This window comes from Lacibacter sp., from assembly GCF_057361365.1.
Genome location: NZ_JBMQSG010000022.1, coordinates 299,847 through 324,231, shown reverse-complemented (window position 1 = coordinate 324,231; position 24,385 = coordinate 299,847). Strand labels below are relative to the sequence as shown.

At 40.9% G+C, this 24,385-nt stretch carries 18 protein-coding genes; 12 read left to right on the top strand and 6 right to left on the bottom strand.

The window, feature by feature from the left end; translation table 11 throughout:
• Positions 1 to 12 precede the first annotated feature (12 nt).
• The 3 genes from ACO1QW_RS19720 to ACO1QW_RS19710 all read left to right on the top strand — a co-directional run bounded on the left by ACO1QW_RS19720 (position 13) and on the right by ACO1QW_RS19710 (position 5,283).
• A complete protein-coding gene (locus ACO1QW_RS19720) occupies positions 13 to 669 on the top strand; it encodes a CAP domain-containing protein (RefSeq protein ID WP_486261103.1) in 657 nt (218 codons plus the stop codon).
• Positions 670 to 737: 68 nt separating this feature from the next.
• Positions 738 to 2,606, top strand: a complete 1,869-nt coding sequence (gene mnmG, locus ACO1QW_RS19715) for a tRNA uridine-5-carboxymethylaminomethyl(34) synthesis enzyme MnmG (RefSeq protein WP_486261102.1) — start codon at positions 738 to 740, stop codon at positions 2,604 to 2,606.
• A 220-nt stretch (positions 2,607 to 2,826) separates the two neighbouring features.
• Entirely contained in the window at positions 2,827 to 5,283 is a 2,457-nt protein-coding gene (locus ACO1QW_RS19710; protein ID WP_486261101.1) for a TonB-dependent receptor domain-containing protein, read from the top strand.
• A 261-nt stretch (positions 5,284 to 5,544) separates the two neighbouring features.
• Here ACO1QW_RS19710 and ACO1QW_RS19705 read toward each other — a convergent pair whose 3' ends face one another.
• Together ACO1QW_RS19705 and ACO1QW_RS19700 are read right to left on the bottom strand one after the other, a co-directional pair.
• Positions 5,545 to 6,405 carry a hypothetical protein gene (locus ACO1QW_RS19705; protein ID WP_486261100.1) on the bottom strand — a complete coding sequence of 287 codons (861 nt, stop codon included), beginning with the start codon at positions 6,403 to 6,405 and terminating at the stop codon, positions 5,545 to 5,547.
• A 235-nt stretch (positions 6,406 to 6,640) separates the two neighbouring features.
• Positions 6,641 to 7,402: a fatty acid desaturase gene (locus ACO1QW_RS19700; RefSeq protein WP_486261099.1), complete on the bottom strand. Its 762-nt coding sequence runs from the start codon at positions 7,400 to 7,402 to the stop codon at positions 6,641 to 6,643.
• Between the two features lie 441 nt (positions 7,403 to 7,843).
• Here ACO1QW_RS19700 and ACO1QW_RS19695 point away from each other — a divergent pair, with 441 nt between their 5' ends.
• The 7 genes from ACO1QW_RS19695 (at position 7,844) to ACO1QW_RS19665 (ending at position 19,458) form a co-directional block, all read left to right on the top strand.
• Complete coding sequence (locus ACO1QW_RS19695; RefSeq protein ID WP_486261098.1) at positions 7,844 to 8,437, top strand: RNA polymerase sigma factor; 594 nt, start codon at positions 7,844 to 7,846, stop codon at positions 8,435 to 8,437.
• Between the two features lie 75 nt (positions 8,438 to 8,512).
• Positions 8,513 to 9,694: a FecR family protein gene (locus tag ACO1QW_RS19690; protein ID WP_486261097.1), complete on the top strand. Its 1,182-nt coding sequence runs from the start codon at positions 8,513 to 8,515 to the stop codon at positions 9,692 to 9,694.
• A gap of 220 nt (positions 9,695 to 9,914) precedes the next feature.
• The gene (locus ACO1QW_RS19685; RefSeq protein ID WP_486261096.1) at positions 9,915 to 13,157 is read left to right on the top strand and encodes a TonB-dependent receptor; all 3,243 of its coding nucleotides are present in this window, start codon (positions 9,915 to 9,917) and stop codon (positions 13,155 to 13,157) included.
• A 21-nt stretch (positions 13,158 to 13,178) separates the two neighbouring features.
• Positions 13,179 to 14,699, top strand: coding sequence for a RagB/SusD family nutrient uptake outer membrane protein (locus tag ACO1QW_RS19680; protein ID WP_486261095.1), 1,521 nt, complete (start codon positions 13,179 to 13,181; stop codon positions 14,697 to 14,699).
• 94 nt (positions 14,700 to 14,793) lie between these two features.
• Complete coding sequence (locus tag ACO1QW_RS19675; protein WP_486261094.1) at positions 14,794 to 15,777, top strand: alpha/beta hydrolase fold domain-containing protein; 984 nt, start codon at positions 14,794 to 14,796, stop codon at positions 15,775 to 15,777.
• Positions 15,778 to 15,812: 35 nt separating this feature from the next.
• Positions 15,813 to 16,763, top strand: a complete 951-nt coding sequence (locus ACO1QW_RS19670) for a pectinesterase family protein (RefSeq protein WP_486261093.1) — start codon at positions 15,813 to 15,815, stop codon at positions 16,761 to 16,763.
• Positions 16,764 to 17,313: 550 nt separating this feature from the next.
• The gene (locus tag ACO1QW_RS19665; protein ID WP_486261092.1) at positions 17,314 to 19,458 is read left to right on the top strand and encodes an ATP-dependent helicase; all 2,145 of its coding nucleotides are present in this window, start codon (positions 17,314 to 17,316) and stop codon (positions 19,456 to 19,458) included.
• On the opposite strand, the gene ACO1QW_RS19660 is transcribed toward ACO1QW_RS19665, so the two are convergent.
• Entirely contained in the window at positions 19,445 to 20,272 is an 828-nt protein-coding gene (locus ACO1QW_RS19660; protein ID WP_486261091.1) for a DUF7829 domain-containing protein, read from the bottom strand. The two genes, ACO1QW_RS19665 and ACO1QW_RS19660, sit on opposite strands and share 14 nt — an antisense overlap.
• Positions 20,273 to 20,387: 115 nt before the next feature.
• Here ACO1QW_RS19660 and ACO1QW_RS19655 point away from each other — a divergent pair, with 115 nt between their 5' ends.
• Positions 20,388 to 21,266, top strand: coding sequence for an HNH endonuclease (locus tag ACO1QW_RS19655; protein WP_486261090.1), 879 nt, complete (start codon positions 20,388 to 20,390; stop codon positions 21,264 to 21,266).
• A 490-nt stretch (positions 21,267 to 21,756) separates the two neighbouring features.
• Here ACO1QW_RS19655 and xth read toward each other — a convergent pair whose 3' ends face one another.
• Positions 21,757 to 22,548: an exodeoxyribonuclease III gene (xth, locus tag ACO1QW_RS19650; protein WP_486261089.1), complete on the bottom strand. Its 792-nt coding sequence runs from the start codon at positions 22,546 to 22,548 to the stop codon at positions 21,757 to 21,759.
• Positions 22,549 to 22,874: 326 nt separating this feature from the next.
• On the opposite strand from xth, the gene ACO1QW_RS19645 reads away from it, so the two are divergent.
• On the top strand, positions 22,875 to 23,279 hold the full coding sequence (locus tag ACO1QW_RS19645) for a response regulator (protein ID WP_486261088.1): 405 nt from the start codon (positions 22,875 to 22,877) through the stop codon (positions 23,277 to 23,279).
• Between the two features lie 11 nt (positions 23,280 to 23,290).
• Here the strand turns inward: ACO1QW_RS19645 and ACO1QW_RS19640 are convergent, their stop codons facing one another.
• Together ACO1QW_RS19640 and ACO1QW_RS19635 are read right to left on the bottom strand one after the other, a co-directional pair.
• Positions 23,291 to 23,602, bottom strand: coding sequence for a hypothetical protein (locus ACO1QW_RS19640; RefSeq protein ID WP_486261087.1), 312 nt, complete (start codon positions 23,600 to 23,602; stop codon positions 23,291 to 23,293).
• The gene (locus ACO1QW_RS19635; RefSeq protein WP_486261086.1) at positions 23,599 to 24,324 is read right to left on the bottom strand and encodes an SOS response-associated peptidase; all 726 of its coding nucleotides are present in this window, start codon (positions 24,322 to 24,324) and stop codon (positions 23,599 to 23,601) included. Before ACO1QW_RS19635 ends, ACO1QW_RS19640 begins: the two co-directional genes overlap by 4 nt.
• Positions 24,325 to 24,385 lie beyond the last annotated feature (61 nt).

The window sequence follows — 24,385 nt, the reverse complement described above, 5'->3', positions numbered from 1 at the left end:
CAAATGTTCCACGTGAAAAGATTACTTTTTAGTTTATTTATGCTCCAGATTTTAGCGGGGTTCGGTCAAGGTGTTTTAACATTGAAAGACAAAGCTTTTCAACTAAAACATGAATACGATTCAGTTCTGCTACGCCAATTGGCGACGAATAGTTTATATACCGGATTGTCTACCTCGGAAAAGGAGTTGTTTTACTGGACTAATTACTTTCGGCAAAACCCTAGAAGGTTTTGGGAGACAATTGTAGCGGATTTTTTGGTTCAGTTTCCGGAGGCTAAGTCGGCTTACAGCAAAAGTCTGGAAACGGATATAAAGAAAGCTCCATTAACTCTGCCAATTGTTTTGCCAGATAACGGTCTTTTAAATTCTTCCCGGTTTCATGCTAATGATCTGGTTAAAAGGGGTGGCATTATTTCTCACACTTCCTCAAACGGTAAAACGTTTGTTCAGCGATTACAGGAAGCTGGAAAATACAGCTGCGGAGCGGAAAACGTATATGTCGGTTCTTTTAACGGGCTGGAAGCTCTAATTACCTTGTTAATTGATAATGGAGTTCCTGACAAAGGTCACCGGATGAATCTTCTCGATCCAAAATTTGGACGTATGGGAGTGTCGTTCCTGGCAGCAGGAGGCAAAGGATTATTAGTTCAGGACTTTGCATGTCCCTGATGTTCCACGTGAAACAGCTTCTCTTCTCACCTAATTAGAGGTTATCTTTGCAGGCTCAAAAGCTTATTATGTTTCCCGAATACGATGTGATAGTTGTGGGTGCCGGCCATGCCGGTTGTGAAGCTGCCGCCTCGGCAGCAAATATGGGCAGTAAGGTTCTGCTTATTACCATGAATATGCAGACCATTGCTCAAATGAGCTGCAACCCAGCCATGGGCGGAATTGCCAAAGGACAAATCGTAAGGGAAATTGATGCCCTTGGTGGATATAGCGGAATAGTTAGCGACAAAAGTATGATCCAGTTCAGGATGCTGAATCGTTCAAAAGGCCCGGCCATGTGGAGCCCTCGCACTCAAAATGATCGGATGCTCTTCGCTACGACCTGGCGGGAAATGCTGGAACAAACGCCTAATGTGGGTTTCTATCAGGACATGGTTAGAGAATTACTGGTGAAGGATGGTCGCTGTTACGGTGTTATAACTGGGTTAGGTCATGAGATCAAAGCCCGGAGCGTAGTGGTTACCAGTGGTACTTTTCTGAATGGCGTTATTCATATTGGTGAAAAGCAATTGGGAGGTGGACGTATTTCCGAAAAAGCGGCAACAGGGATAACGGAGCAGTTAGTTGAACTCGGCTTTGAAAGCGATCGATTGAAAACAGGTACCCCGCCAAGAATCGACGGCCGCAGTCTTGACTATTCCAAAATGGAAGAACAGAAAGGCGACGAAGAAATCACTGGTTTTTCTTACATGGATGTACCGGTGATAAAACCGGAACAACAACGCAGCTGCTTTATTACATATACGAGCCAGAATGTACATGATATTTTGAAGACTGGGTTTGATCGTAGTCCTATGTACCAGGGAAGAATTCAAGGTACAGGCCCACGCTATTGCCCGAGCATTGAGGATAAGATCAACCGCTTTGCAGAAAGGGATCGTCATCAGCTCTTTGTAGAACCTGAAGGATGGAACACAGTGGAAATTTATGTAAATGGCTTTTCCACATCATTGCCAGAACAAGTGCAATACGAAGCACTTCGTAATGTGGTGGGGTTTGAAAACGTACGCATGTTCCGCCCAGGTTATGCAATAGAATATGATTTTTTCCCTCCAACGCAATTGACCTATTCACTCGAAACAAAGCAAATACAGAATTTATTCTTTGCCGGCCAGATCAATGGAACCACTGGATACGAGGAAGCGGCTTGCCAGGGTTTGATGGCAGGCATCAATGCGCATTTAAAAGCAACGGAACAAGATCCGTTTATTTTGAAACGCAGTGACGCCTACATCGGTGTATTGATCGATGATCTTATCAGCAAAGGAACCGATGAACCTTACCGCATGTTTACCAGTCGTGCAGAATACAGAACACTGTTGCGACAGGATAATGCTGATCTGCGTTTAACTGAACTCAGTTATAAAATGGGTCTTGCCTCGCAGGAACGTATGGACAAAACCCGCAGCAAACTAGAAGCGGTGGAACAAATAAAATCAAGACTTGCTGATGTTTCATTAGCTCCTGAAGAGATCAATGAGTTTCTTGTGGCTAACAATAGTGCTCCGCTCACACAAAAGCAAAAAGCTTTACAGCTTTTACTTCGCCCGGGCATACAATTAAATAAACTGATCGAAGCTTCTCCAACCCTGCAGGAACTAACGGGAACGCCTACCGCCGAAGTAATGGAGCAGGCAGAAATCCAGGTGAAGTATGATGTGTACATTGAAAAAGAAAAAGAACTGGTACAACGCATGAGCCAATTGGAAGATCTTGAAATACCAAACAGTTTCGATTATAATAAAATCTCTTCTTTAAGTACAGAAGCATTGCAGAAGTTTAAAAAAATTAAACCACGTACATTAGGACAAGCATCACGTATATCAGGTGTAAACCCTAGTGATGTACAAATACTTATGGTTTACATGGGTCGTTAATAGCCGACGTTTTTTTCTTATATATTCACTTTGGTAAAATACTGACAGAGCTTAACAATCGTTAACTCCATTTAATCATTTATTTAACACTCTGTCACTAATCACTACGATGTAATTCGTTTTTAAGCAACATTTGTGTAAACCGAATCATCATAGTGCTTTGCAGATTGCTGCACACTAAACAAGTTACCATTGATTCGGGTGTATAACACTTGAACAAATGAAGAGAATTACATTAAGCCTTATCATCCTTTTTTTTGCAGCATTCTCCTTTGCGCAAACATCTGTACGTGGAAAAATAACAGCAATTATTTTTAGCCAGGATAAAAAACCTGTTGAAAACGCAACAGCAGAATTACTGAGAATCAAAGATTCTTCATTGGTTAAAACAGCCTTATCTGATAAAGCAGGTTTAGTAGAGTTTGATCGCATTCCACTTGGTTCTTACATCATCCGCACAAGTTTTATCAACCACGAGAAACAATTTTCATCTGTAGTTACTATTTCAGAAAATCAAACAATAGCATCTGTTGCTGATGTTGTACTGCAACCTTCCGCTACACAATTAAAAACAATTGAAGTAAGTGGTAAGAAGCCATTTATTCAAAGGCTCGGTGATCGTATTGTAGTAAATGTTGACAACAGCGTGGTAAATGCAGGTAGTTCGGCTTTTGATGTGCTGGAACGCTCGCCCGGAATTTTAATTGATGCAAATGATAATCTCAGCATGCGTGGCCGTAGCGGCGTCATCATTATGATCGATGGAAAACCATCACCCATGAGTGGAGCTGATCTTGTTAACTATCTGCGTAGCCTTCCCTCAAATGCTATTGAACGGATTGATCTCATCACTAACCCATCATCGAAATATGATGCGGCGGGTAATGCAGGCATCATTGATATCCGCATGAAAAAAGATCAGCGTTATGGAACTAATGGAACAATTACTGCAGGTTACGGGCAAGGTGTTTATCCCAAAGCAAACGGTGGTATCAATTTCAATCACCGCAATAAAAAGATGAATTTGTTTGGTGGGTATAACTATGCTTACCGGATGAATCTGAATCATCTCTTACTCGATCGTAATTTCTTTACCAGTGCGGGAGTGTTTACGGGAAAAGATGAAAAAAATAACTACACAAAAATCCCATTAGATCTGCACACGTTACGAATTGGTGCCGATTTCTTTCCTTCTAAAAAAACAGTGATCGGTTTTGTTGTAAACAGCAACATGAATTTTATACGCCCATATAATAATAATAGCTCTGTTGTAAGCGATGCTTCCAAGCAACCGATGTTCACCTTCCGCACACAAAACAGTAGTCAAAACCAAAACAAGAATGCTGTTGCCAATGTAAACATCAAACACACATTCGACAGCACCGGAAAAGAATTAACAGCTGATATTGATATGGGGTATTTCGGATCAGATAATAATTCCCGAATAGCAACTCAATACTACAAGCTTGACGGAACAAAACTGCAACCTGATTATACGCTCGATGGTTTCCAGAAAGGCAACCTTCGTCTTGCAACTGCAAAGGCTGATTATACACAACCCCTGAAAAACAAAAGTCGTTTTGAAGCTGGCTTTAAAACCAGTTTGGTACATGCCGATAATGATGCACGTTTCTTTGATGTGAGCAGTGGTTCACCTGTTGATGATGAAAATAAAACCAATCATTTTTATTACGATGAAAACATCAATGCGGCTTACAGCAACTTTAAAAAAGAATATAAGAAGTTTGATTTCCAAGTCGGCCTGCGTGCAGAAAATACCAATGTAAAAACAAAACAGGTTAAAGGAAACATTACCTGGGATTCATCATACACCCAACTCTTCCCAAGCGCCTTCTTTAATTATAAACTTAAAGAAGATCAAACTGTGGGTGTATCAGTTAGTCGTCGTATCGACAGACCAAATTACTCTCAACTCAACCCGTTCTTATTTTTGATTGATGTAACCACTTACTCAACCGGTAATCCAAACCTATTGCCACAGTTTACCTGGAGTTATGAATTAAACTACACCGTAAAGAACATCAACTTCACACTTGGTTACAGCCGCACAAAGAATAACCAGAATGTTGTGATCACAAGATTTAAAGATGCGTTCCCGAATATCCCCAGCGATGATAACATTACTGTGCAGATACCAGTGAATCTTTCTTCATCGGATTACTATGGTTTAACCGTTGCTGCCCCTGTGCGTGTGAATAAGTGGTGGAACATGATGAACAACGCCAACGTATTTTATAATCACTTCAACGGAAGCCTTGCCGGCACAACACTAGACAATGGTAAAGTAGTTGTTAACCTCAGCAGCAATCATACGTTCACATTTGGAAAAGGATGGACAAGTGAATTGTTTGGTAACTATAATTCCGGTGGTCAATACGGTTTTATGGCTATGCGTCCGCAATGGGGTGTGGGTGCCGGTGTGCAAAAAATGTTGTGGAAAGGAAAAGGCCAGGTGCGTTTCAACATCACTGATATTTTCTGGACCAATTTGCCAAGAGCAACCATCACCTATAATAACTATGTTGAAATATGGAGAGCATACCGTGAATCAAGAGTAGCCAATCTCAGTTTCACATATCGCTTTGGTAGTAATAAAGTGGCACAGGCAAGAAAAAGAACAACTGCATCTGAAGAAGAGCGCCAACGTGCGCAATAACATAATTTTTCAAAGACAGTTACAACACTGACTTTGAGAGAAAGTCTACATTTTTTCTCATGTTGATAACGGGCTGGTATTCTTATCGGCCCTCTTTTTTTGGTTGCCACGAAGACACGGAAGCACAAAGATCGCAAAGAAAAAAGCAGGCAATACACAATATGCAATAAGCAAATTGGTCTTGCCTATTAACAATTGCCCATTGCCAATTCAACTTGTTTTCTTCGTGATACTTTCTGTCTTAGCGACTTTGTGGCGAAACTAACGTAACTCTTTCTTTCTTGCGATCTGCAATAACTGTAAGTGAGGTTGTAAATGCACCAGGCTGTCTTTCTGTAAAAACTGCCGGAGATGTTTGTGGAAGTGACTATAATCGTAATAGCCATACACGCCGTAATGAAATGTTTGCGGGCGACTGATGATATGACTTACTGCTTTTCTAATACGTAGTACCTGTAAAGCCTGTTTACTGCTTACACCTGTGCCTGTTTCAAAATAGCGTTGTAATGTGCGGGTGGAAATACTGAAGTGTGCAGCAAGATCTTCAATAGTTGTATTGAAATTATTATTGATCACTGCTTTCTGCAGAATATCTGTAACAATATTGATCGGTTGTAACGAACCACGGTATTGTTCAATAATATCTTCGTAATGCGTAGTAAGTATTTGTACACGCTTTTCAAAACTGCCACAATGTTTAATGCCGTTGATGAGCTGTTGATCCATGAGATAACTCAATGGAAACATAGTGCCGCTGTATTCGGAAAAGTTTACTTTCTTTTCAAAGATCACCGGGCTTACTTTAAACTTGATACCGAACACAGAATTTCCCGGACGATGAAAAGCTTCAATATTATTGAGTCTTGGCAAAAAACCATCGCCACGCATCTGCTGACGGTTATCACCTATCTGCATATCGTAAGGCGTACCTAAATTAATGAGATAGGAATAGCCAAGGTTGGGAAACAACACATCGCTGAAACCTTCAGGGTACTTTTGCCAAAGATGTTCAAACTTTGTTTGCCAGAAAAATTCTATAAATAAAGATAACGGTCCCGACACGTGATGCCGGTGGTAGTTAGTTTCGAAATGATCGCTATGAACAAACTCAATGTGTTGCACGAAGGCAAATTAGAAAACAGATGTACAAAACTGTAATGAATAGATGATGAGCGGCTTCCGCTTATCACGGAAACACATTAACGGTTTATTAGCAAATGCTGATGCAACAAATAACGCAATGTGCACACTTCTTTTTTTTTAACACCGATGAACACAGAAAAGCACAGACGTCATCCCACACAAACAAAAAAGCCACCGGATGTTCCGATGGCTTTTCAAAATGAAATTATAAAGATCAGTTCTTTTGTTTCTGCTGTGGCAGGTGTACAGGTTTTAAACGAATGATACGCAACGCATGCATGATACGCATGATCACAAAGGTTAGATCAAACTCATACCACTTACGTGCAAAGTTGGCATTGTCTTTATCCTTGTGGTGATTGTTTTGAAACAGTTCGCCCATCATCAATACACCCCATGGTGTTGTGTTCTTACTGTGGTCTTCAATTTTATAATTGCGGTAACCGAGCTTGTGACCAAACCAGTTTACAATAGCACCTTGTATGGGCCCGATAAAAAAGTGAACAGGCAATAATAAGAACCACCACCAGCCTGGTGCAAAGAAATAATAGAAAGCGATGTAGCCCAGTACGAAGAAGCCACGAGTGATATTGTTATGACCAAACTTATCGAGCTTATCCCAAACAGGCAGGTACTCACGTGTAAATTCAGGATCGGGAATATTTTTACCGGTAACAAAGCCACTGAAGATGCGTGCTGTGTGCATCATCATTTGCCAGATATCTTTAAAGAAGTGTGGTGAATGCGGATCTTTCTCTGTATCACTATACGCATGGTGCATGCGGTGCATCACAGCATAAGCACGTGGCACCAGGAAAGAAGAACCCTGCACAAACCATGTTAAGAAGTAAAATGTTTTTTCCCAACCTGGTTTAGCCGTGTACATCTGGTGGGATGCATAACGATGAAGAAAGAAGGAATGAAAAAACAAACTAAGGAACCAATGGATAGTGAAGAAAAGAATAATCGCTGTCATAATTAATAACCTCCGAATGAGGGCGCAAAGAAACGCCATTAATAAATGTAAACAAGAGTTAAACAGATGTTCTTACAGAAAGTTTACAGTAAGAACTATAACTACTGTTAGTATATATTTTATACATGCAAACAACATGCTGGATAAAATACAAGTAAAGTAGCCCTGCCTACAGGAGGTAAAAACAGCTGCTTCGTTAATTGAAAAAGGATCATTCAATACGTTTTAAAGAGCATTTACGAAAACGATTGCGTAAATAAAAAACAGAAGCTTCGTTTCAATTCTTCCGAAATCTGATTACACTTGTTCTGTTAATCAAACGAATTGCTTGCACAAACAGACTTTTCTGCCATAGCTACATCTTGTAGTAAACCGCATTGAAAGCGACCATACACGCAGGCAACGAGTTACCCGATTCAACAAAACGATCTGCCAATACAAATGCGTTATTCATTGCCATACAGCGATCATGAAATGAACCGGGATGTTGCCCAGGGAAATGAGAAGGCATTCCAGCTTTTGTTTTCCCGGTACCGGGATGCTGTTTATGGTTATGCCCTTCATATTACTCACACGGTTACACAAGCAGAGGATATAACGCAGGATGTATTTTTAAAACTCTGGCTCAAAAGAGAAGAATTGTTGAAAATCGAAAACACGGAAGCATGGATTATTACCATCACAAGGAATTGTTGCTTTAATGCCTTGAAAAAAACGGCCCGTGAAAAATGTGTGGAATTAAAACCCGGGCTTCAGGAAGCATTGCTCGTTTCAATGGATAAACAAATTGACGAAAGAGACCTGTTGGCAAAACTCCACGAAGCTTCATCACAACTTACACCCAAAGAACAAATAGTTTATCGTTTGAACAAAGAGCAGGGCCTGCGTAAAGAAGAAATTGCCGAAGCATTAAACATTTCAAATAACACAGTGAAGGTTCACCTGGCAAATGCTCTCCGGAAGATAAGACTCTACGTGGAGGGATATTCGGCAGCCGGCATGCTCCTGCTCTGCCTGATCAAAAAATTTTTCTAAATCATCTAATCCTTTTTTTCCTGGCGGTTGTCTGCATAATAAGGGACTGTGTTTTCCGGTCCGAACTATTTTGCCATGATAACAGAACGATTGCATTATTTGCTTGCGCAATACTTATCGCATAAACTTACCTCAGCTGAGGAAAAAGAATTTTATCAATTGATCAATTCGGGAACTCATGATGAGGAACTGAAATCCTTTTTAGGTGAACAGTGGAATAAGGTTCAACCCGGGACTAAGCTGAATGAAGAAAAAGCTGAGCAAATCTTTCAATCCATATTAGAGCAACGACCAGCAGTGAAACTATCGTTATGGAAACGAAGCACAACTCTTCAACGCTTTGCTATAGCTGCTTCTGTAGTCTCACTTCTTATTTTATCCGTCTTCTTTTTTACAAGCAATAACAAATCTGCAGAGAATACAAATTCAGTTGTAAAAACGGCGATCGATAAGGCAGGTGATATTGCTCCTGCTCTTCACGGAGCAATTTTAAAACTTGCTGATAATTCATCGATCGTACTTGATACTATGCAGGATGGTATGCTTACCGATCTGGGCGATGCTGTTGCAATGAAACAAGGCGGTCAGCTCAATTATACACAAGCGGGGGCAACTGCTGCCAACAGTTTCAACAGCGTTGAAACACCCCGTGGCCGCCAGTTCAAATTAACCTTGCAGGATGGAACACAGGTTTGGTTGAACGCATCTTCTTCTATTCGTTTCCCCGTTGCATTTACCGGTAACGAACGTAAAGTGGAAATAACAGGCGAAGTATATTTTGAAGTAGCAAAGAATAAAGCCAAACCGTTTATTGTACAAACAGGCAGCACAACCGTAGAAGTGCTGGGAACACACTTTAATGTAAATGCGTACGACGACGAAGCAGCAGTTAAAACAACTTTAGTGGAAGGTAGCGTGCGTATCAGCAAAGGAACCAACAAAGGAATATTGAAACCGGGGCAGCAGGCACAAACATCAGGTACCAACACATTACAGGTAAACAACGATGCAGATATGGAAGAAATTCTTTCATGGAAGAACGGCCGTTTTTCATTTAATGATACCGACCTCGAAACTATTATGCGACAGGTGAGCAAGTGGTACGATGTGGATGTACATTATGCAGGTGCAGTACCCAAACGCACATTCACTGCCGATCTTTCACGCAACACCAACCTCTCAGAATTTTTAAAAATACTTGAACTCAACAAAATTCATTTTCTGCTGCAAGGCAGAAAGCTCACTGTTATGCCATGAAAACATTCCGTTGCAACTGAAGAAAAACATCTGAGACAAGGCTACCAAAAATAAAAACCGCCCCGGGTTGCAGCCGGAGCGGAAGAAATTCAGGTTAAGCCAGTAATTCAATCGTGTAAGACTTTTTATTGTTTAACCCAAACCGAACAAAAGTATGAAATTGTTTGCTCCCATGCTCCGGCAGTGCAGTGCCCGGGGCTTCACCAAAACATTGCGGATTATGAAACTGATTGCCTTTCTGATGTTTGCATTTTGCTTACATGTAAGTGCAAAAACTGATGCCCAGAACATCAGTCTGTCTGAGAAAAACGTATCACTGCAAAAAGTTTTCAAGGTCATTAAAAAACAAACCGGTTATGACTTCTGGTACGAAAACCAGTTGCTTGCCAAAGGCGAAAAGGTGACGGTGGTTGCTAACAATCAACCCCTGGACGAAGTGCTTGAGCTTTGTTTTAAAAACCAACCCTTTACCTGGAGTATTGTAGGCAAAGTGATTGTAGTGAAAGCAAAAGAAGCTGAACCGCAAATCAATCTGAAACCTTTGCCTCCGGCACCACCACCTCCTGTTGAAATAAAAGGACGGGTTGTAAATGAAAAAGGCGAACCGGTGAGCTCTGCTTCCGTTACCGTTAAAGGAAGCAACATTGGTACAACAACAGGTGCCAATGGAGAGTTTAGTTTATCCATTGCCGATGGGAAGAAGACACTTGTCATCAGTTCTGTGGGTTACGAAAATGAGGAAGTAAATATTGGCAATGGCGGTAACCTCACCATCACCTTAAAATTAAAACCGGTAACAACCGAAGAAATTGTTGTGGTTGGTTATGGTACGCAACGCCAGAAAGATTTAACTGGTGCCGTGTCATCCATCAGCAATAAAGATTTTAATGAAGGAATGGTGTTGAGCCCGCAACAAAGTATACAGGGTAAAGTTTCCGGTGTAAATATTTCAACCAATAGTGGTAAGCCCGGTGGTTCAAATACAGTAAGAGTGCGTGGTGGTACATCACTCACTTCATCGAACGATCCGTTGTATGTAATTGATGGAGTTCCTATTTCAAACAGTGCTGGTGTAGGCCAGGCCAATATCAATAACTATGGTATTGATGTGTTCGACCAGGAACCTACAAATCCATTAATGACATTGAACCCAGATGATATTGAATCGGTAACAGTGTTGAAAGATGCATCAGCGACAGCTATTTATGGTGCAAGGGCAGCAAACGGCGTTATCGTGATCACGACCAAAAAAGGATCTGCAGGTAAAGCAAAAATTTCTGTTGGTTCATCAGTAGCTATATCAAAAATTGCAGGAACACTTGAAGTGCTTTCAGCTGCCGATTACCGCAAAGGTGTTGCATCACTTGGTTTAGCCATTGATGATAAAGGAGCCAATACCGATTGGCAGGATCTCATTTACAGAACAGGTTTTTCGCAGGATCATTATCTCTCCATGTCGGGTGGTGCAAATAAAACAACCTATCGTGCTTCTATTGGTTTCGGTAAACAGCAAGGTGTAATGCTTGCATCAGAACTCAGCCGGACAAATGCACGGGTAAACATTAACCACTCTGCGTTGAACGACCGGCTTACGTTTGATATGCGTATTAACTACGGACAAACATTTTCAAAACAGGCACCGGTATCAAATACCGTAGGTAGTGAGTTTGGAACAAGCATGAATTATGAAGCATTGGTGTTTAACCCAACATATCCTGTTCGTGATGCAAACGGAAATTATTATTTCGTTCCGCCTTACAGGGTAAACCCGGTTTCTTATTCAGACCAGATACTTGATCAGTTAACCAATAACCGATTCCTTGGCAATCTTTCCACAACGTTAAAGATCATGGATCCGTTAAGTGTGAATGTAAATCTTGGTTACACCAATCAAAACATCAACCGTAATTCATACATCAGCAAAGCAAATCTTATTGGGCAGGGCACTAACGGTTACGCAAACGTGCAACGACTGGAAGACAATAGTAAGTTGCTTGAAACCTTGCTTCGCTTTAATAAGCAATTCAGCAAACATGGCGTGGAAGCAATTGCCGGTTATTCTTACCAATATTTTGTAAGCGAAGGCAACCGCACAAGTGCTACAGGATTTTTATCGGATGAATTTAAATGGTACAGCTTACAGGCTGCAAGCAATATCACCAGTGTAAATACATTTAAAGGAACCAATACGCTGATCTCTTTTTACACAAGAGCAAATTACAATTACGATGATCGTTTCCTGTTGACAGGTACATTACGCCGTGATGGTTCAAGCCGTTTTGGCTCCGGTAATAAATGGGGTTCCTTTCCTTCCGGTTCTGCTGCATGGAGAATTTCAAGAGAGAAATTCTTTAATGTAAAAGCAGTGAATGATCTGAAACTTCGTGTGAGCTATGGCGTTACCGGTAACCAGGAAATTGGCAACCTTGCATCGCAACAAACATTGGGTGCAACATCAGCAGGTTATATTGTGGGCGGACAACGCATTACAACAGTACTTCCCCAGCAATATGCAAACCCCGGTTTAAGATGGGAACAAACAGCACAGTTTGATGCCGGTGTTGATTTCACGTTGTTTGATAACAGGTTGCGTGGTACAGTTGATTATTATGTAAAGAAAACAACCGACCTGTTGTTGCGCATACCTGTGCCATCACCAACTGCAGTAAGTACACAACTTGCAAATGTGGGTAGTGTAGAAAACAAAGGTGTTGAAATTGAATTAACAGGAAAGATCATTGATAAAAACACGTTCAAATGGGAGTCAAACTTCAACATCAGTTTTAACAGGAACAAAGTATTGAGCCTTTCCAATGAACAGTTCAGTGGCACCAATATTTTGATGGCACCATTGCAGGGAACTGTATCGCTTGGCAAGTATGCGCAACTGATTGTACCCGGACAGCCTTTGGGCACATTCTGGGGTCCACGTTTTCTTGGCATTAAAGACGGAAAAGAAGTGTTGTCTACAGGTGCCGATACCATCATTGGTTGTGCACAACCAAAATTCATCTTTGGGTTGGTAAATACATTCCGTTACAAACAATGGACATTAAATTTTCTCTTCAGGGGGTCGGTGGGCAACGATGTATTTAATCTTACAGCAGCAAACATGAGTTACCTCAGTAACCTGCCTGGTAAAAATGTGTTGGCTTCGGCACTGAAGAGTGGGTTGAACCGTGATGCACCAAAAACATATTCATCACGCTGGATTGAAGATGGAAGTTTTGTACGACTGGAAAATTTAAACCTTAGCTACAACATTCAAGTAAAGAATACTTTCATCTCATCAGCTAATGTATTTGTATCGGGACAAAACCTGTTGCTCTTCACCAAATACAGCGGTGTTGATCCCGAAGTAAATGCAGAAGTATCAAGAACAGGAACTGCACCATTAGGTATTGATTACCTCGGCTATCCAAGAGCACGCAGTTTCAGCATTGGATTTAACATGAACTTTTAATGAACAACTAAACTTTTAACGATGATCAAAAGTTTCAAAATAATTACTGCAGGCCTGCTGATAAGTACACTGCTTGCAGGTTGCACAAAACTCGAAGAAGAAAAATTCGGCAGCCTGTCGCCCGACAATTATTACCAGAATGAACAAGCCGCATTATCATCTGTAGTGGGCGTTTATCAACTGCTTTCATTGAATGTTGATATAGGTGATCCATGGCGCATGAAAGAATTCAGCACCGATGAATTTATTGTGCCCGGCCGTGCAAGCGGTGGTTGGTACGACCAGGCGAATGTTGATCTCACCAATCATAAACAGGATGCCGATAACAAAACCATTGCACGTGCATGGGTAAATATTTTCCAGGAAATTGGAACGGCCAATGCTGTAATGGAAAGTTTGCAGGCATCGCCTAACAAAGACAAACTGAAAGCACTGATTGCTGAAACAAGAGCATTGCGTGCTTATGGTTATTTCTTTGCCATGGATAACTGGGGCAATGTACCATTGGTAACTGTTGCACGTATCGATCCGAAAGATCTCCCTAAAACAACAGCAAGAGCAGAAGTATATAAATTCATTGAAACAGAAATGCTGGCAGCTGTTGCTGATCTTCCTTCGGTGAAAGATGTAAACCGTGCTTCTTATTATCCACGCTTTACCAAAGAATCAATTTACACGGCGTTGGCGTATATGTATCTCAATGCACAGGTGTACACCGGCACAGCACAATGGCAGAAAGTAATTGACATGTGTAATAATGTGATCAACACAGGTGCTTACAGCCTTACGCCAAAAGTGATCGACAACTTTGCATCACCAACACAGGCGGGTTCACTGGAAATTATTTCAGCGTTTACAAAAGACCCCACGCAAAATGCAGGTAACAACCAGTTTATTCTTTACACACAAAATGGTTTAGATCGTTTGAAATACAACCTGCCTTTTGGTCCGGCAAATGGTTACAGCACCACGCAGGCTGCATTGGACAGGTACGAAGACCAGGATGTACGCAAAACTATGATCCAGTATGGTCCGCAGTTTTATCTCGATGGTACGCCACTTAAATATCCGAACGGAACACAACTGGTGTTGATACCCGTACAGGATATTGTGGCCGCACAGGATAATGAAGGATACAAAGTATTAAAGTACACACCCATTGGTGCAAAATGGTCGGGCTTTAATGCAGATAATGATCTCATACTGGAACGCTATTCAAATGTATTACTTATGAAAGCAGAAGCCATCTTCCGCTTATCGGGTTCTACAACAGAAGCAGTGGGTTTAGTAAACCAGGTAAGAGCACGCAGCAATGCAAGCACGCTTTCAGCTATCACATTAAAAATACTGGAAGACGAACGTGTACGGGAATTCTTATGGGAAGGTTGCAGAAGAACAGATATGATCCGCTTTGGTTCATTCTTCACCGGCACATGGGCATTTAAAACAACGGTTACTGCCGACTTCCGCAAGCTGTATCCCATACCAAACGAACAACGTAAAGCAAACCCTAACCTTGCACAAAATGAAGGTTATCAATAAAGATGTTTAGGCAAGCATTCGAGTAATCAATAGTTGAGTTTCGGGACTGTTTCCACAGTCCCGTTCTTTCTTATTCCTCTTTCAACACAAAACAATGAAACTAAAAATGTATAAGCTAACGTTACTTTTTGTTGTTGCATGTACATGTGCAAAGGCACAACAAAAACCTATACCTGTCGACAGCAGTTACAGTGTGGCCAATGTGTACAAACAAATTCATAAAGACTTTCCGTATGCTGTTCCTGCAAAAGATAGTTTGCCTGCAAATGTTATTGCACATCGTAATCTTGTTTATACAACCTTGCCACAAACCGCATTTGGTAAAAGAGACTTACATCTAGATGTGTTTACTCCGGCTGCAAAAGGAACTTATCCTGCACTCATTATGATACATGGCGGTGGCTGGCGATCGGGCACAAGAAGTATGCAGGTGCCCATGGCGCAAATGCTGGCAGCAAAAGGTTTTGTAACCATACCGGTTGAATACCAGTTATCGCTTGAAGCAAAATATCCGGCAGCAGTGTTCAATATAAAATCAGCTATACGCTGGGTAAAAGCAAATGCAGCAAAATATAATATCGATACAAACCGCATTGCTATCTCCGGTTGTTCGGCTGGCGGACAACTGGCATCACTGGTTGGTATGACGAACAATCTTCCGCAGTTTGAAGGTGACCATGGAAACAAAGGAACAAGCAGTACAGTAAAAGCAATTGTTGATATTGATGGTGTGCTTGATTTTCTTGCACCATCATCACTTAACCTTGTACGCAAACCAAATTCACCCGATATTGAATGGCTGGGCGGTTCGTTTGAAACACATCCGTTGACCTGGAAAGAAGCATCGGCTATTTACTGGGCCAAACAGGCAACAGCATTGCCCATACTTTTTTTAAACAGTGGTTATTCACGGTTTCATGCAGGACAGGATGAATTAATTGGTATGATGAACGAGTGGAAGATCTATACACAGGTGCATAAATTTGATGTAATGGTGCATCCGTTCTGGTTATTTCACCCATGGGTTGATGAAACTGTTGATGTAACAGCGGCTTTCCTGCAGAAGGTTTTAAATTAAGCCTGCCGTTAACTAAACCAATAAACAGACAGATGATGATGCGTTTTGTTTTTTTCCTTTCGTTGTTGTTTGCTACTGCACAAGTATATGCGCAACAGAAAAAAATTATTGTGGCTAAAGATGGCAGCGGCGATTATACAACTGTACAGGAAGCAATCAATGCCGTTCCTGATTCAGGCAATACCGTAACAGTTATTTTTATAAAGAAAGGAATTTATAAAGAGAAGCTCCGTTTGCCCGAAGCAAAAATGAATGTGCACATGATTGGTGAAGAACTGAACAACACCATTCTTACGTTTGATGATTATGCACAACGCAAAGACAGTACAGGAAAAGAGATCGGCACATCAGGTTCATCGAGCTTTTTTATTTTCGGTAACAACTTTACTGCAGAATACATCACGTTCGAAAATGAAGCAGGTCCTGTGGGGCAGGCTGTGGCTGTACGCATCACTGCCGATAAAGCACGTTTTTTTCATTGCCGCTTTTTAGGATTCCAGGATACACTCTATACACATGGTAACGAAAGCCGCCAATATTATTTCGATTGTTATATTGAAGGAACCGTTGATTTTATTTTCGGATCATCAACAGCCTTATTTGATAGTTGTGTGATCTATGGTAAACGAGGCGGCTATTTCACAGCAGCATCAACACCCCAACAAAAAACCTTTGGTTACGTATTCCGCAATTGCAGGTTTACCGGAAATGCTGCAACTGGTTCATTTTATCTTGGCAGGCCATGGCGACCATATGCAAAAGTGCTGATCATAAATAGTGAGCTTAGTGCAATCGTTAATAAATCCGGATGGGATAACTGGGGTAATGCTGCCAACGAAAGCACCACAACATTTGCTGAATATGGTAACAAGGGTGAAGGTGCCGCTACAACCAATCGTGTAAGCTGGGCAAAAACGATAACTGCTGAAGAAGTAAATAAGCTGAATACAATTACAATACTTAGTGGCTGGGATCCGTGGAAATAATTTGATCATGCCTGATTTCTGATCCAGGATGTAGGATGCGGGGAATTGGGAACCAGGATTCAGGAATTAGGTGCCTTCCTTCATCTAAACAAGTCTTTATTGGTTTTGCCTTTTGTTAATTGCTCATTAATTTCTAGTATGAAACAAAGCCGTCTTTACATTTTAATCTTCTGTGTTATTTGCTTTCTCTTTGCAACGCCGCCAAAGAAAATACGCATCTGGCTTATTGGCGATTCAACCGTATGCACAATAAAGAACCTGTTACAAGCGATGAAAGCCGAAGGGCGTATTAAGTTAAATGAGGGCCGATTTTGGGTTACGGATAGCCCAGATAAACTAGACGAAGTTTAGACGAATACTAGACGAACTATTAGACCAAGAACAAATATAAGTTATTGATAATTAGTGTTTTGAAAGATAATTAGGTAGACAAAACTCACTCTGTTATTAGACGAAAATTAGATCAACCTTCGAATTAATAAGTACTTTTTTTACTATTCCTACTATGTAAAATCCATTATCTTTCGAATTACTATTAACCCTAATTCGCATGATACACTTATCGAACCTGAATGAAAAACAAAAGAGCTCTGTTGTTTCGGAGAGTAAGCGCCTGCTGGTGCTGGCCGGAGCAGGCTCAGGCAAAACCAAAACACTGATACAAAAACTGCTTTACCTTATTGGCGAAAAGCAGGTAAAACCTTCTTCTCTACTAGCCATTACATTTACTAAGAATGCCGCCAATGAAATGATTGACCGGTTGATCATTTCAGGTGATGCAACAGGCAGTTACGAAGCATTCATTAATGACAAACATGTAACAAAAGAGACGATTGAAAAGGAACGGCGTAACCGCAAACAAGGGTGGATTGCCAATTTAACCGTACGGACCTTTCACTCACTTTGTTACCAGATTTTAAAAAACAGTGGTGGTGCCGGTTTTGACAATAAGTTCAGGCTGCTGATTGAGGAACAAACGGATGAACTAAAAGAAGGCGAAGAACACAAAACCATTGCGCCTGAAAATAGTTATAATATTTTTCATAAGATGCTGCTGGAGCAGTGTAAACATGTACAATACCTGCTTAAGCTGAAGCGGTATATCTTGGATTTTTATGTTGACAAATCTTATGTTGACAAAACAATTAAGAGTAAACTTTTTACCAATCATATTACTTATACCACACTGAAAGGGGAAAAGGTGAAATCGAAATCGGAAAGGGATATTGCCGACTGGCTGTTTCGGCATAACGTGAAGTACCACTATGAGCCGGTTGTAAATATGAAGGATTTCCCGTTTCAACCGGATTTCTATATTCCACAAGCCAATCTTTACTTAGAGCACATCAGCGATAAAAGCTATAAAACAATCAACAAAGAAGAGCAGTTTGAAATTGCAGGACGCAATTGTGTGAAAACGTTTGAAGCAATGACACATGATTCGACTTTGTTTAACCTTGCACTCGAACGTATTGTGATGGGCAAGATTACTGACAAGCTTTCGCAGATTGCTGCCCTGAACTATGAAGAAGAGTTTAAGAGCTACCAGGATAAGATAAAAGAGTTTTTGAAAATGGTGATGCGGGTACAATCGATGCTGAAAGCAGATGCGATCAGCGAAGATGATGTATTGTTACGGGCAGCCAAACATCAGCATGAGCGTGTTCGTGTATTTTATGAACTAGCGATACCACTGTTGAAGGCACATAAACAGTATTGTGTTAACCGTTCTTATTTAGACTTTGATGATCTGATACTTGAGACGATAGCTCTATTGCAAAATAACCCTGAACTAAGAACCGCTTATCATGAGCAGTATCAATTTGTAATGGTGGATGAGTTCCAAGATGTGAACAGCTTGCAGGTGAAACTGCTTGAGTTGTTACTTACTCCAGAGACGCAACTTTTTTGCGTAGGTGATGACTGGCAAAGTATATATGGCTTCAGAGGATCGGAGGTAGATTATATCGTGAATTTTCAAAAGCATTTCCCGGGATCGGAATTGATACAGCTTGAGGTGAATTACCGAAGCACTCAAACGATTGTTGGTGCGAGTACTCAAGTAATCAGGAACAATAAGTTTCAGATTGATAAAGACATCCGGGCTTTTAAACAAACGCCGAGTAAAATACAAATTTACCGAAGTAAAAAAATGGATGATGATGGTGTTGAATACCTGGTGAACAAAGTAAGACAGCTGCAGGAGGAAGGTATGAGTGCTGAAGATATATTGGTGTTATACCGCCGCAGCAAAATGTACCAGCCTTACCGTGATGCGTTATACCATGCAAGGCTGAAAGTAACTGCCAAGACTATTCATGCATCGAAAGGACTGGAAGCAAAGGTTGTTTTTATCATCGGTCTTACTGATGGCAGCGGCGGCTTCCCGGATATATGGCTGGATGATGCTGTGTTTCGGGTTGTGAAAGATGTGAAGCATGATATGTTGATGGAAGAAGAACGACGATTGTTTTATGTAGCGCTTACTCGAGCAAAAGATGAGCTGTATCTTATTACAGAATTAGGTAGCGAGTCAAGATTTATTGCTGAAATACCGAATGAGTTTTATGCGGTTAATGCGATCGAGTTTAAAAATATTATACAACCCATTACAGTTTGCGGTAAGTGTCAATCCGAAGTGGGACAAAGAGATAAGTACTGTCGTAATTGTGGTGAGTTTCTTAAGAGGGACTAGTGTCGGTTACTTCACTCAACTCCGGAAATAACAGGAATGCCACTTGTGTAATATCGGGGTCTTGTGCAGGTATTGTTTGATAATAATCTTCCATACGCTGTTTAAACGTTTTCTTATGATCCCGTTTTTCGATGTCGTAGAATACATCGTAAGTATCCATAGCATGAATGAGGAGTTCTATATGGGAACGGTAATGTTGCAGTGCATTATTTGCAATACCCAACAGATTGTGATAGTTAATACCAAAAGGGCGACCCATTTTAAATGATGCAATAGTAAGCAAGGGCATATGATAAAGGAATGCTTTTTCGATTAATGATGCGTCGTTCAATTTATACGCAAAGCGTGCAAGACTCCAGGCCAAACATTGGTATTCGTTTTTTAATTGATCGTAGCTTGTTTTTAAATATTGTAAATCGGCGGGTTGACTTTGGTAACCTCTTTTGTAAAGAAGCTGCAAAGAGCGCATGAAGTCTTTTTTGTCGTTAAGAGTTATGCCATGCTTAACGGTTAATGTAAATGCTGTGTTACTATTCACAGAAATTTTTAAATCGGGAGCAAATGTATCCGAGCCAATTAGGAACAGTGCTAGATGATCAAGGGATTTGTCTTCTAAACAATTTTTGAGCCACTCCGTTGGTGCTACTTGTTTCTGTAATAGTGTTTCAACTATCTGCTTAAAATATAAGCTTTCTTCTTCTGATAAGTTCTCGAGATCTGTTGAGCCTTTAAAACCCGGTTTTGCCGGGTCATGAAAGAATTTGCAAAATGCTTCAGCTGTGCTTGCGAGTCGCTGCCTACGATAGGGGTTCATGGGTAAAAGAAGTGTTGTTTCGATTTAAAATTAAGGGGTAAGATTTATTTATCATAATGAAGGCAGAAACTTCGGTAATCTGTCTTTTAGCTATATTGTATGATTATAGGCCACATTGAAGACAACCCCCTTTATATTAAACCAGATTTATAAACGCACTGCTATTCATGACGAATATGGAGGGTCGAGACAAAGTGGTATATCTCCTTCTGCAAGTGTGCCTTATATTTTTATTTTCTCTGGAGACGCCGGTCATCAACATGGATATAAAGATCAATGGGAGAATGATGATATCTTTTCTTATACAGGTGAAGGGCAAGTGAATGATATGTCGTTTATAAGAGGAAACTTAGCTCTTAAAGATCATCTAAAGAATGGCCGAAGGATTTTCTTGTTTATTTATGTTGCGAAAGGATTGGTGCGTTTTGATGCAGAATTAGAGCTTGTAGATTTTGACTTTTTTCAGGGACCTGACAGAGAGGGTAAAGAACGAACTGCCATTAAGTTTTTCTTTAAACGAGTTGGTAAGCACTTACTGATTCCTTCGGATCAACTTAAGCTTAATGTTGTGCAAGATGAGCAAGCCGCATACGGGATTAATATTCCCGATGTAACCGAAAGGAGAGGACTTGTGAAATCAAGAGTGGGACAAGGAGCGTATAGAAAAAGTATTTTGTTTCGCTGGGAATTTAAATGTGCTGTTACAGAATACACAAAAAAAGAAATTCTTATTGCTTCGCATATTTTACCGTGGAAAGATGCTACAAATGAAGAGAGATTAGATGTAGATAATGGCATACTTCTATCTCCCACATATGATGCATTGTTTGATCAAAAGCTTATCTCTTTTGACAGCAAAGGAAAAATTATTCTTTCTGACACGTTGAGAAAAACAGACTTACATTTAATTGGCGTGAGTGGTACTGAGCACATAAGAAAATTAACTCAGGGTAACGACTTCTATTTAGAAAAGCATCGAAGCACAATGTTATAAGGCTAAAAATAGCTCCTTACTAATTCGATTCTTCAATCATTATTTTCTTCTTCAAAGACTGTAAAAGTGCAATCGCTTTTTAGGCAAGCCTGTATAAACGTTTTCGCATTTGTGTGATAAAAATCTGCAAGCGTTTCACATCGTGCTCCGCAATGAGGGCAGGTGAAAGGTTGATCATTCATTAAGAAGATTTCGAGGGGTTGTGTTGATTTCATAGATGCAATGCTAGGTTGAATAAGGGAGGTTGTATTTGTGTTTGAGTCACGTTATAGGACTACTGATGAGACTATTAGTGAGGGCCATGACGAATAGTTTAACCACGAATTACACGAATTGACACGAATAAAACCACGGATGGAGATGAATGAACACAGATAATTGAATCCCGAAGTCTCCTAAGGAAGACTCCGGGCAGACGACAGTTGGTTTGTTATGAAGTTCTGGAGTTTTGAAGTAGAAGGGATCATATTTCGGTGCGAAGGAAAATGACCTAACGTTTCAACCCGATCCAAACCGGCGCATGGTCGCTGGTTTTTTCCCAACCCCTCACCTGACGGTCGACATTTCCCGAGACCAGGTTTTTTTTCAATGCAGGGCTTAAGAGAATATGATCGATACGTATGCCTGCATCCCTTGCAAAAGCGTTGCGGAAATAATCCCAGAAGGTAAACAACTTTTCCCCGGGATATAATACTCTTAAGCTGTCGACCCATCCCTGTTTCAGCAGGGCCGCATAAGCTTTTTTTGATTCCGGGAAGAACAACGCATCCTTGACCCAGCTTTCGGGTTTGCGGGCATCAAGATCGGTAGGAATGACATTAAAATCGCCCAACAAAATCACCGGCATTCCTGATTTCAACAAACTCTTTGCTCTTTTTTGAAGGCGCTTAAACCAGGCCAATTTATAATCAAACTTTGGCCCCGGAGCAGGATTGCCATTTGGCAGATAGAGGTTACAGATCAGAAGACCGTTCACTATGGCTTCTATATACCTGCTCTGTAAATCGAGTGGATCACCGGGCAAACCTTTACCCACTTCCTGCAGGTCGTAAGTCTTCCTGGCAAGAATGGCTACGCCGTTCCATGCTTTTTGTCCGTGCCAGATGGCTTTATACCCTGCATCTGCAATGGCCTTTTGCGGAAACTTTTCATCGGGAGCTTTTAACTCCTGTAAGCAAACAATATCGGGCGATGATTCTTTTAACCAGCGAAGAAGCACGGGCAAGCGGCCGTTGACGCCGTTAACATTATAGCTGGCAATTTTCATTAACTTCTTAGGCATTGCAATTTTTTTATTTCTGCAATCGATATGCTTAAAAAATGATGCCATGCTATTGTAATATGTTTTTTTCTTACCTCCCTGATCATTGTTGTGTAGTTCCTTAGTTCTTTAATTCTATAATTCCGTGGTTCCGGAGTTCAAGGGTTCTGAATTTCTGTAGTTGCTGGACTCTGCGCTACACTTATGCTGTGGTTGCAGGCGAGGGCGCAGATGAGCGGCGGAAATGAACTGCTGCAAGACCAGCAATCCCCTAAACTTCATGAGCATTGAAATGATTCCATTTTGTACCTGGCTAAAATGTTGTATGTTTAATATTTTTAATATTTATGGTGAGATTGGTCAAACGTTTTTTTATTGTTGACGATGATGCAGATGACCAGGAATTGTTTGTAAATGCATTGCTGGAAATTGATGAACATTTTACTTTTCAAATGGCCTGCAACGGGGAAGACGCACTTCATCAACTCAGGGATGGCCTGTTGTTACCCGACTTGCTATTTCTTGATCTGAATATGCCCAAGATGAGCGGGAAGGAATGCTTAATTGAACTAAAGAACGATGATACGCTTAAAGAGATCCCCGTGATTGTCTATTCAACTTCGTATGAAAAAGAAGATATGATGAATGCATTGCAACTGGGTGCAGCTTACTTTCTGCAAAAACCCAACAGCTTTAACGAACTTTCGAGAGCATTGATGAAGATCATTTTCAAAGACTGGCAAAAAAAGTAAGCATTACGCTTTTATCTTTTATATGGCTTGACGTTAAAGGCCGGTTTTTGGTTGTGGCGATTTAAGTAGTTGTCGATGGCATCCTGCATATCTCTTAAAGCCATGGCAGCTTCCTGGTAGTTGCCGGTGCTGATATCAACCTTGGTTACTTTCCAAGGCTGGCGTTTTAGTTCCAGGCGTTTTTCCATTAAGATGTGACGATCGTTTTTTCCCTTGATCTTAAAGCGTTGGACCTGCGGGCTGCCGTAATAATGCTCTACTTCCATGCGGAATTTTCCTTTGGGTGTGGTGACTTCGATATGGAAAGTATCGCTGATGTTCATAGGGGTGGAAGATGATCATATTGAAACTCCTTTCCAGGTGTTTCGCTATGTAAAAAGTTTTTTGCGACGGGCCATGCTTTCATTTTTGCAGTGGGTAGTTGATACTTTGCCAGCTCTGCGACACGCTCCAATGGTGTGTCTTTTTGTATCCATTCCCAGGCGAGTTCGGCCGGAAGGATGAGTGGCATTCTTCGTTTTGTGTTATGAACTTTTTGCATGAGCTCATTTGCTTCTGTTGTGACGATGCTGAAGGTGGGTGCGTTTTGGTTCATTTCGACATTGTGCCATACACGGGAAACACCTGCCATGAAAAAGTATTCATCATTACCCTCAACAGTAATGTAATAGGGAATCTTTTCTGTTTCTTTTAAGGGCTGGCCACGTTTGCCGATCTTAGGGATGTGCCGCCATTCATAGAAGCCGGTAGATAATGCCAGAATACGTCCTGATTCGGCACCTTCTTTATACATGGACTCACGGCCTTTTTCATTGACAAAGATATTTTCTCCTTTTGCATTGAGCCAGGTGAAGTTTTTGCGTGCTGCTATTAATTCATCGGCATCGTGAATGGATGGAGGTATGTATTCCCAATGCATGAGTTGGATGTCGATATCCGTTCCGTTATGTATGGGGACAATGACGGGCCAATCGCTGTAATCGAAACCGCTTTGCACAGGACGATTTAAAAAGAGAAGATTTTTGATCTCTTTTTCGATGGCCATGAGGCGTATGTATTCGGCACGTGTGACTTTGCATTGGTTGTAGTAACACATGTGATAAAGA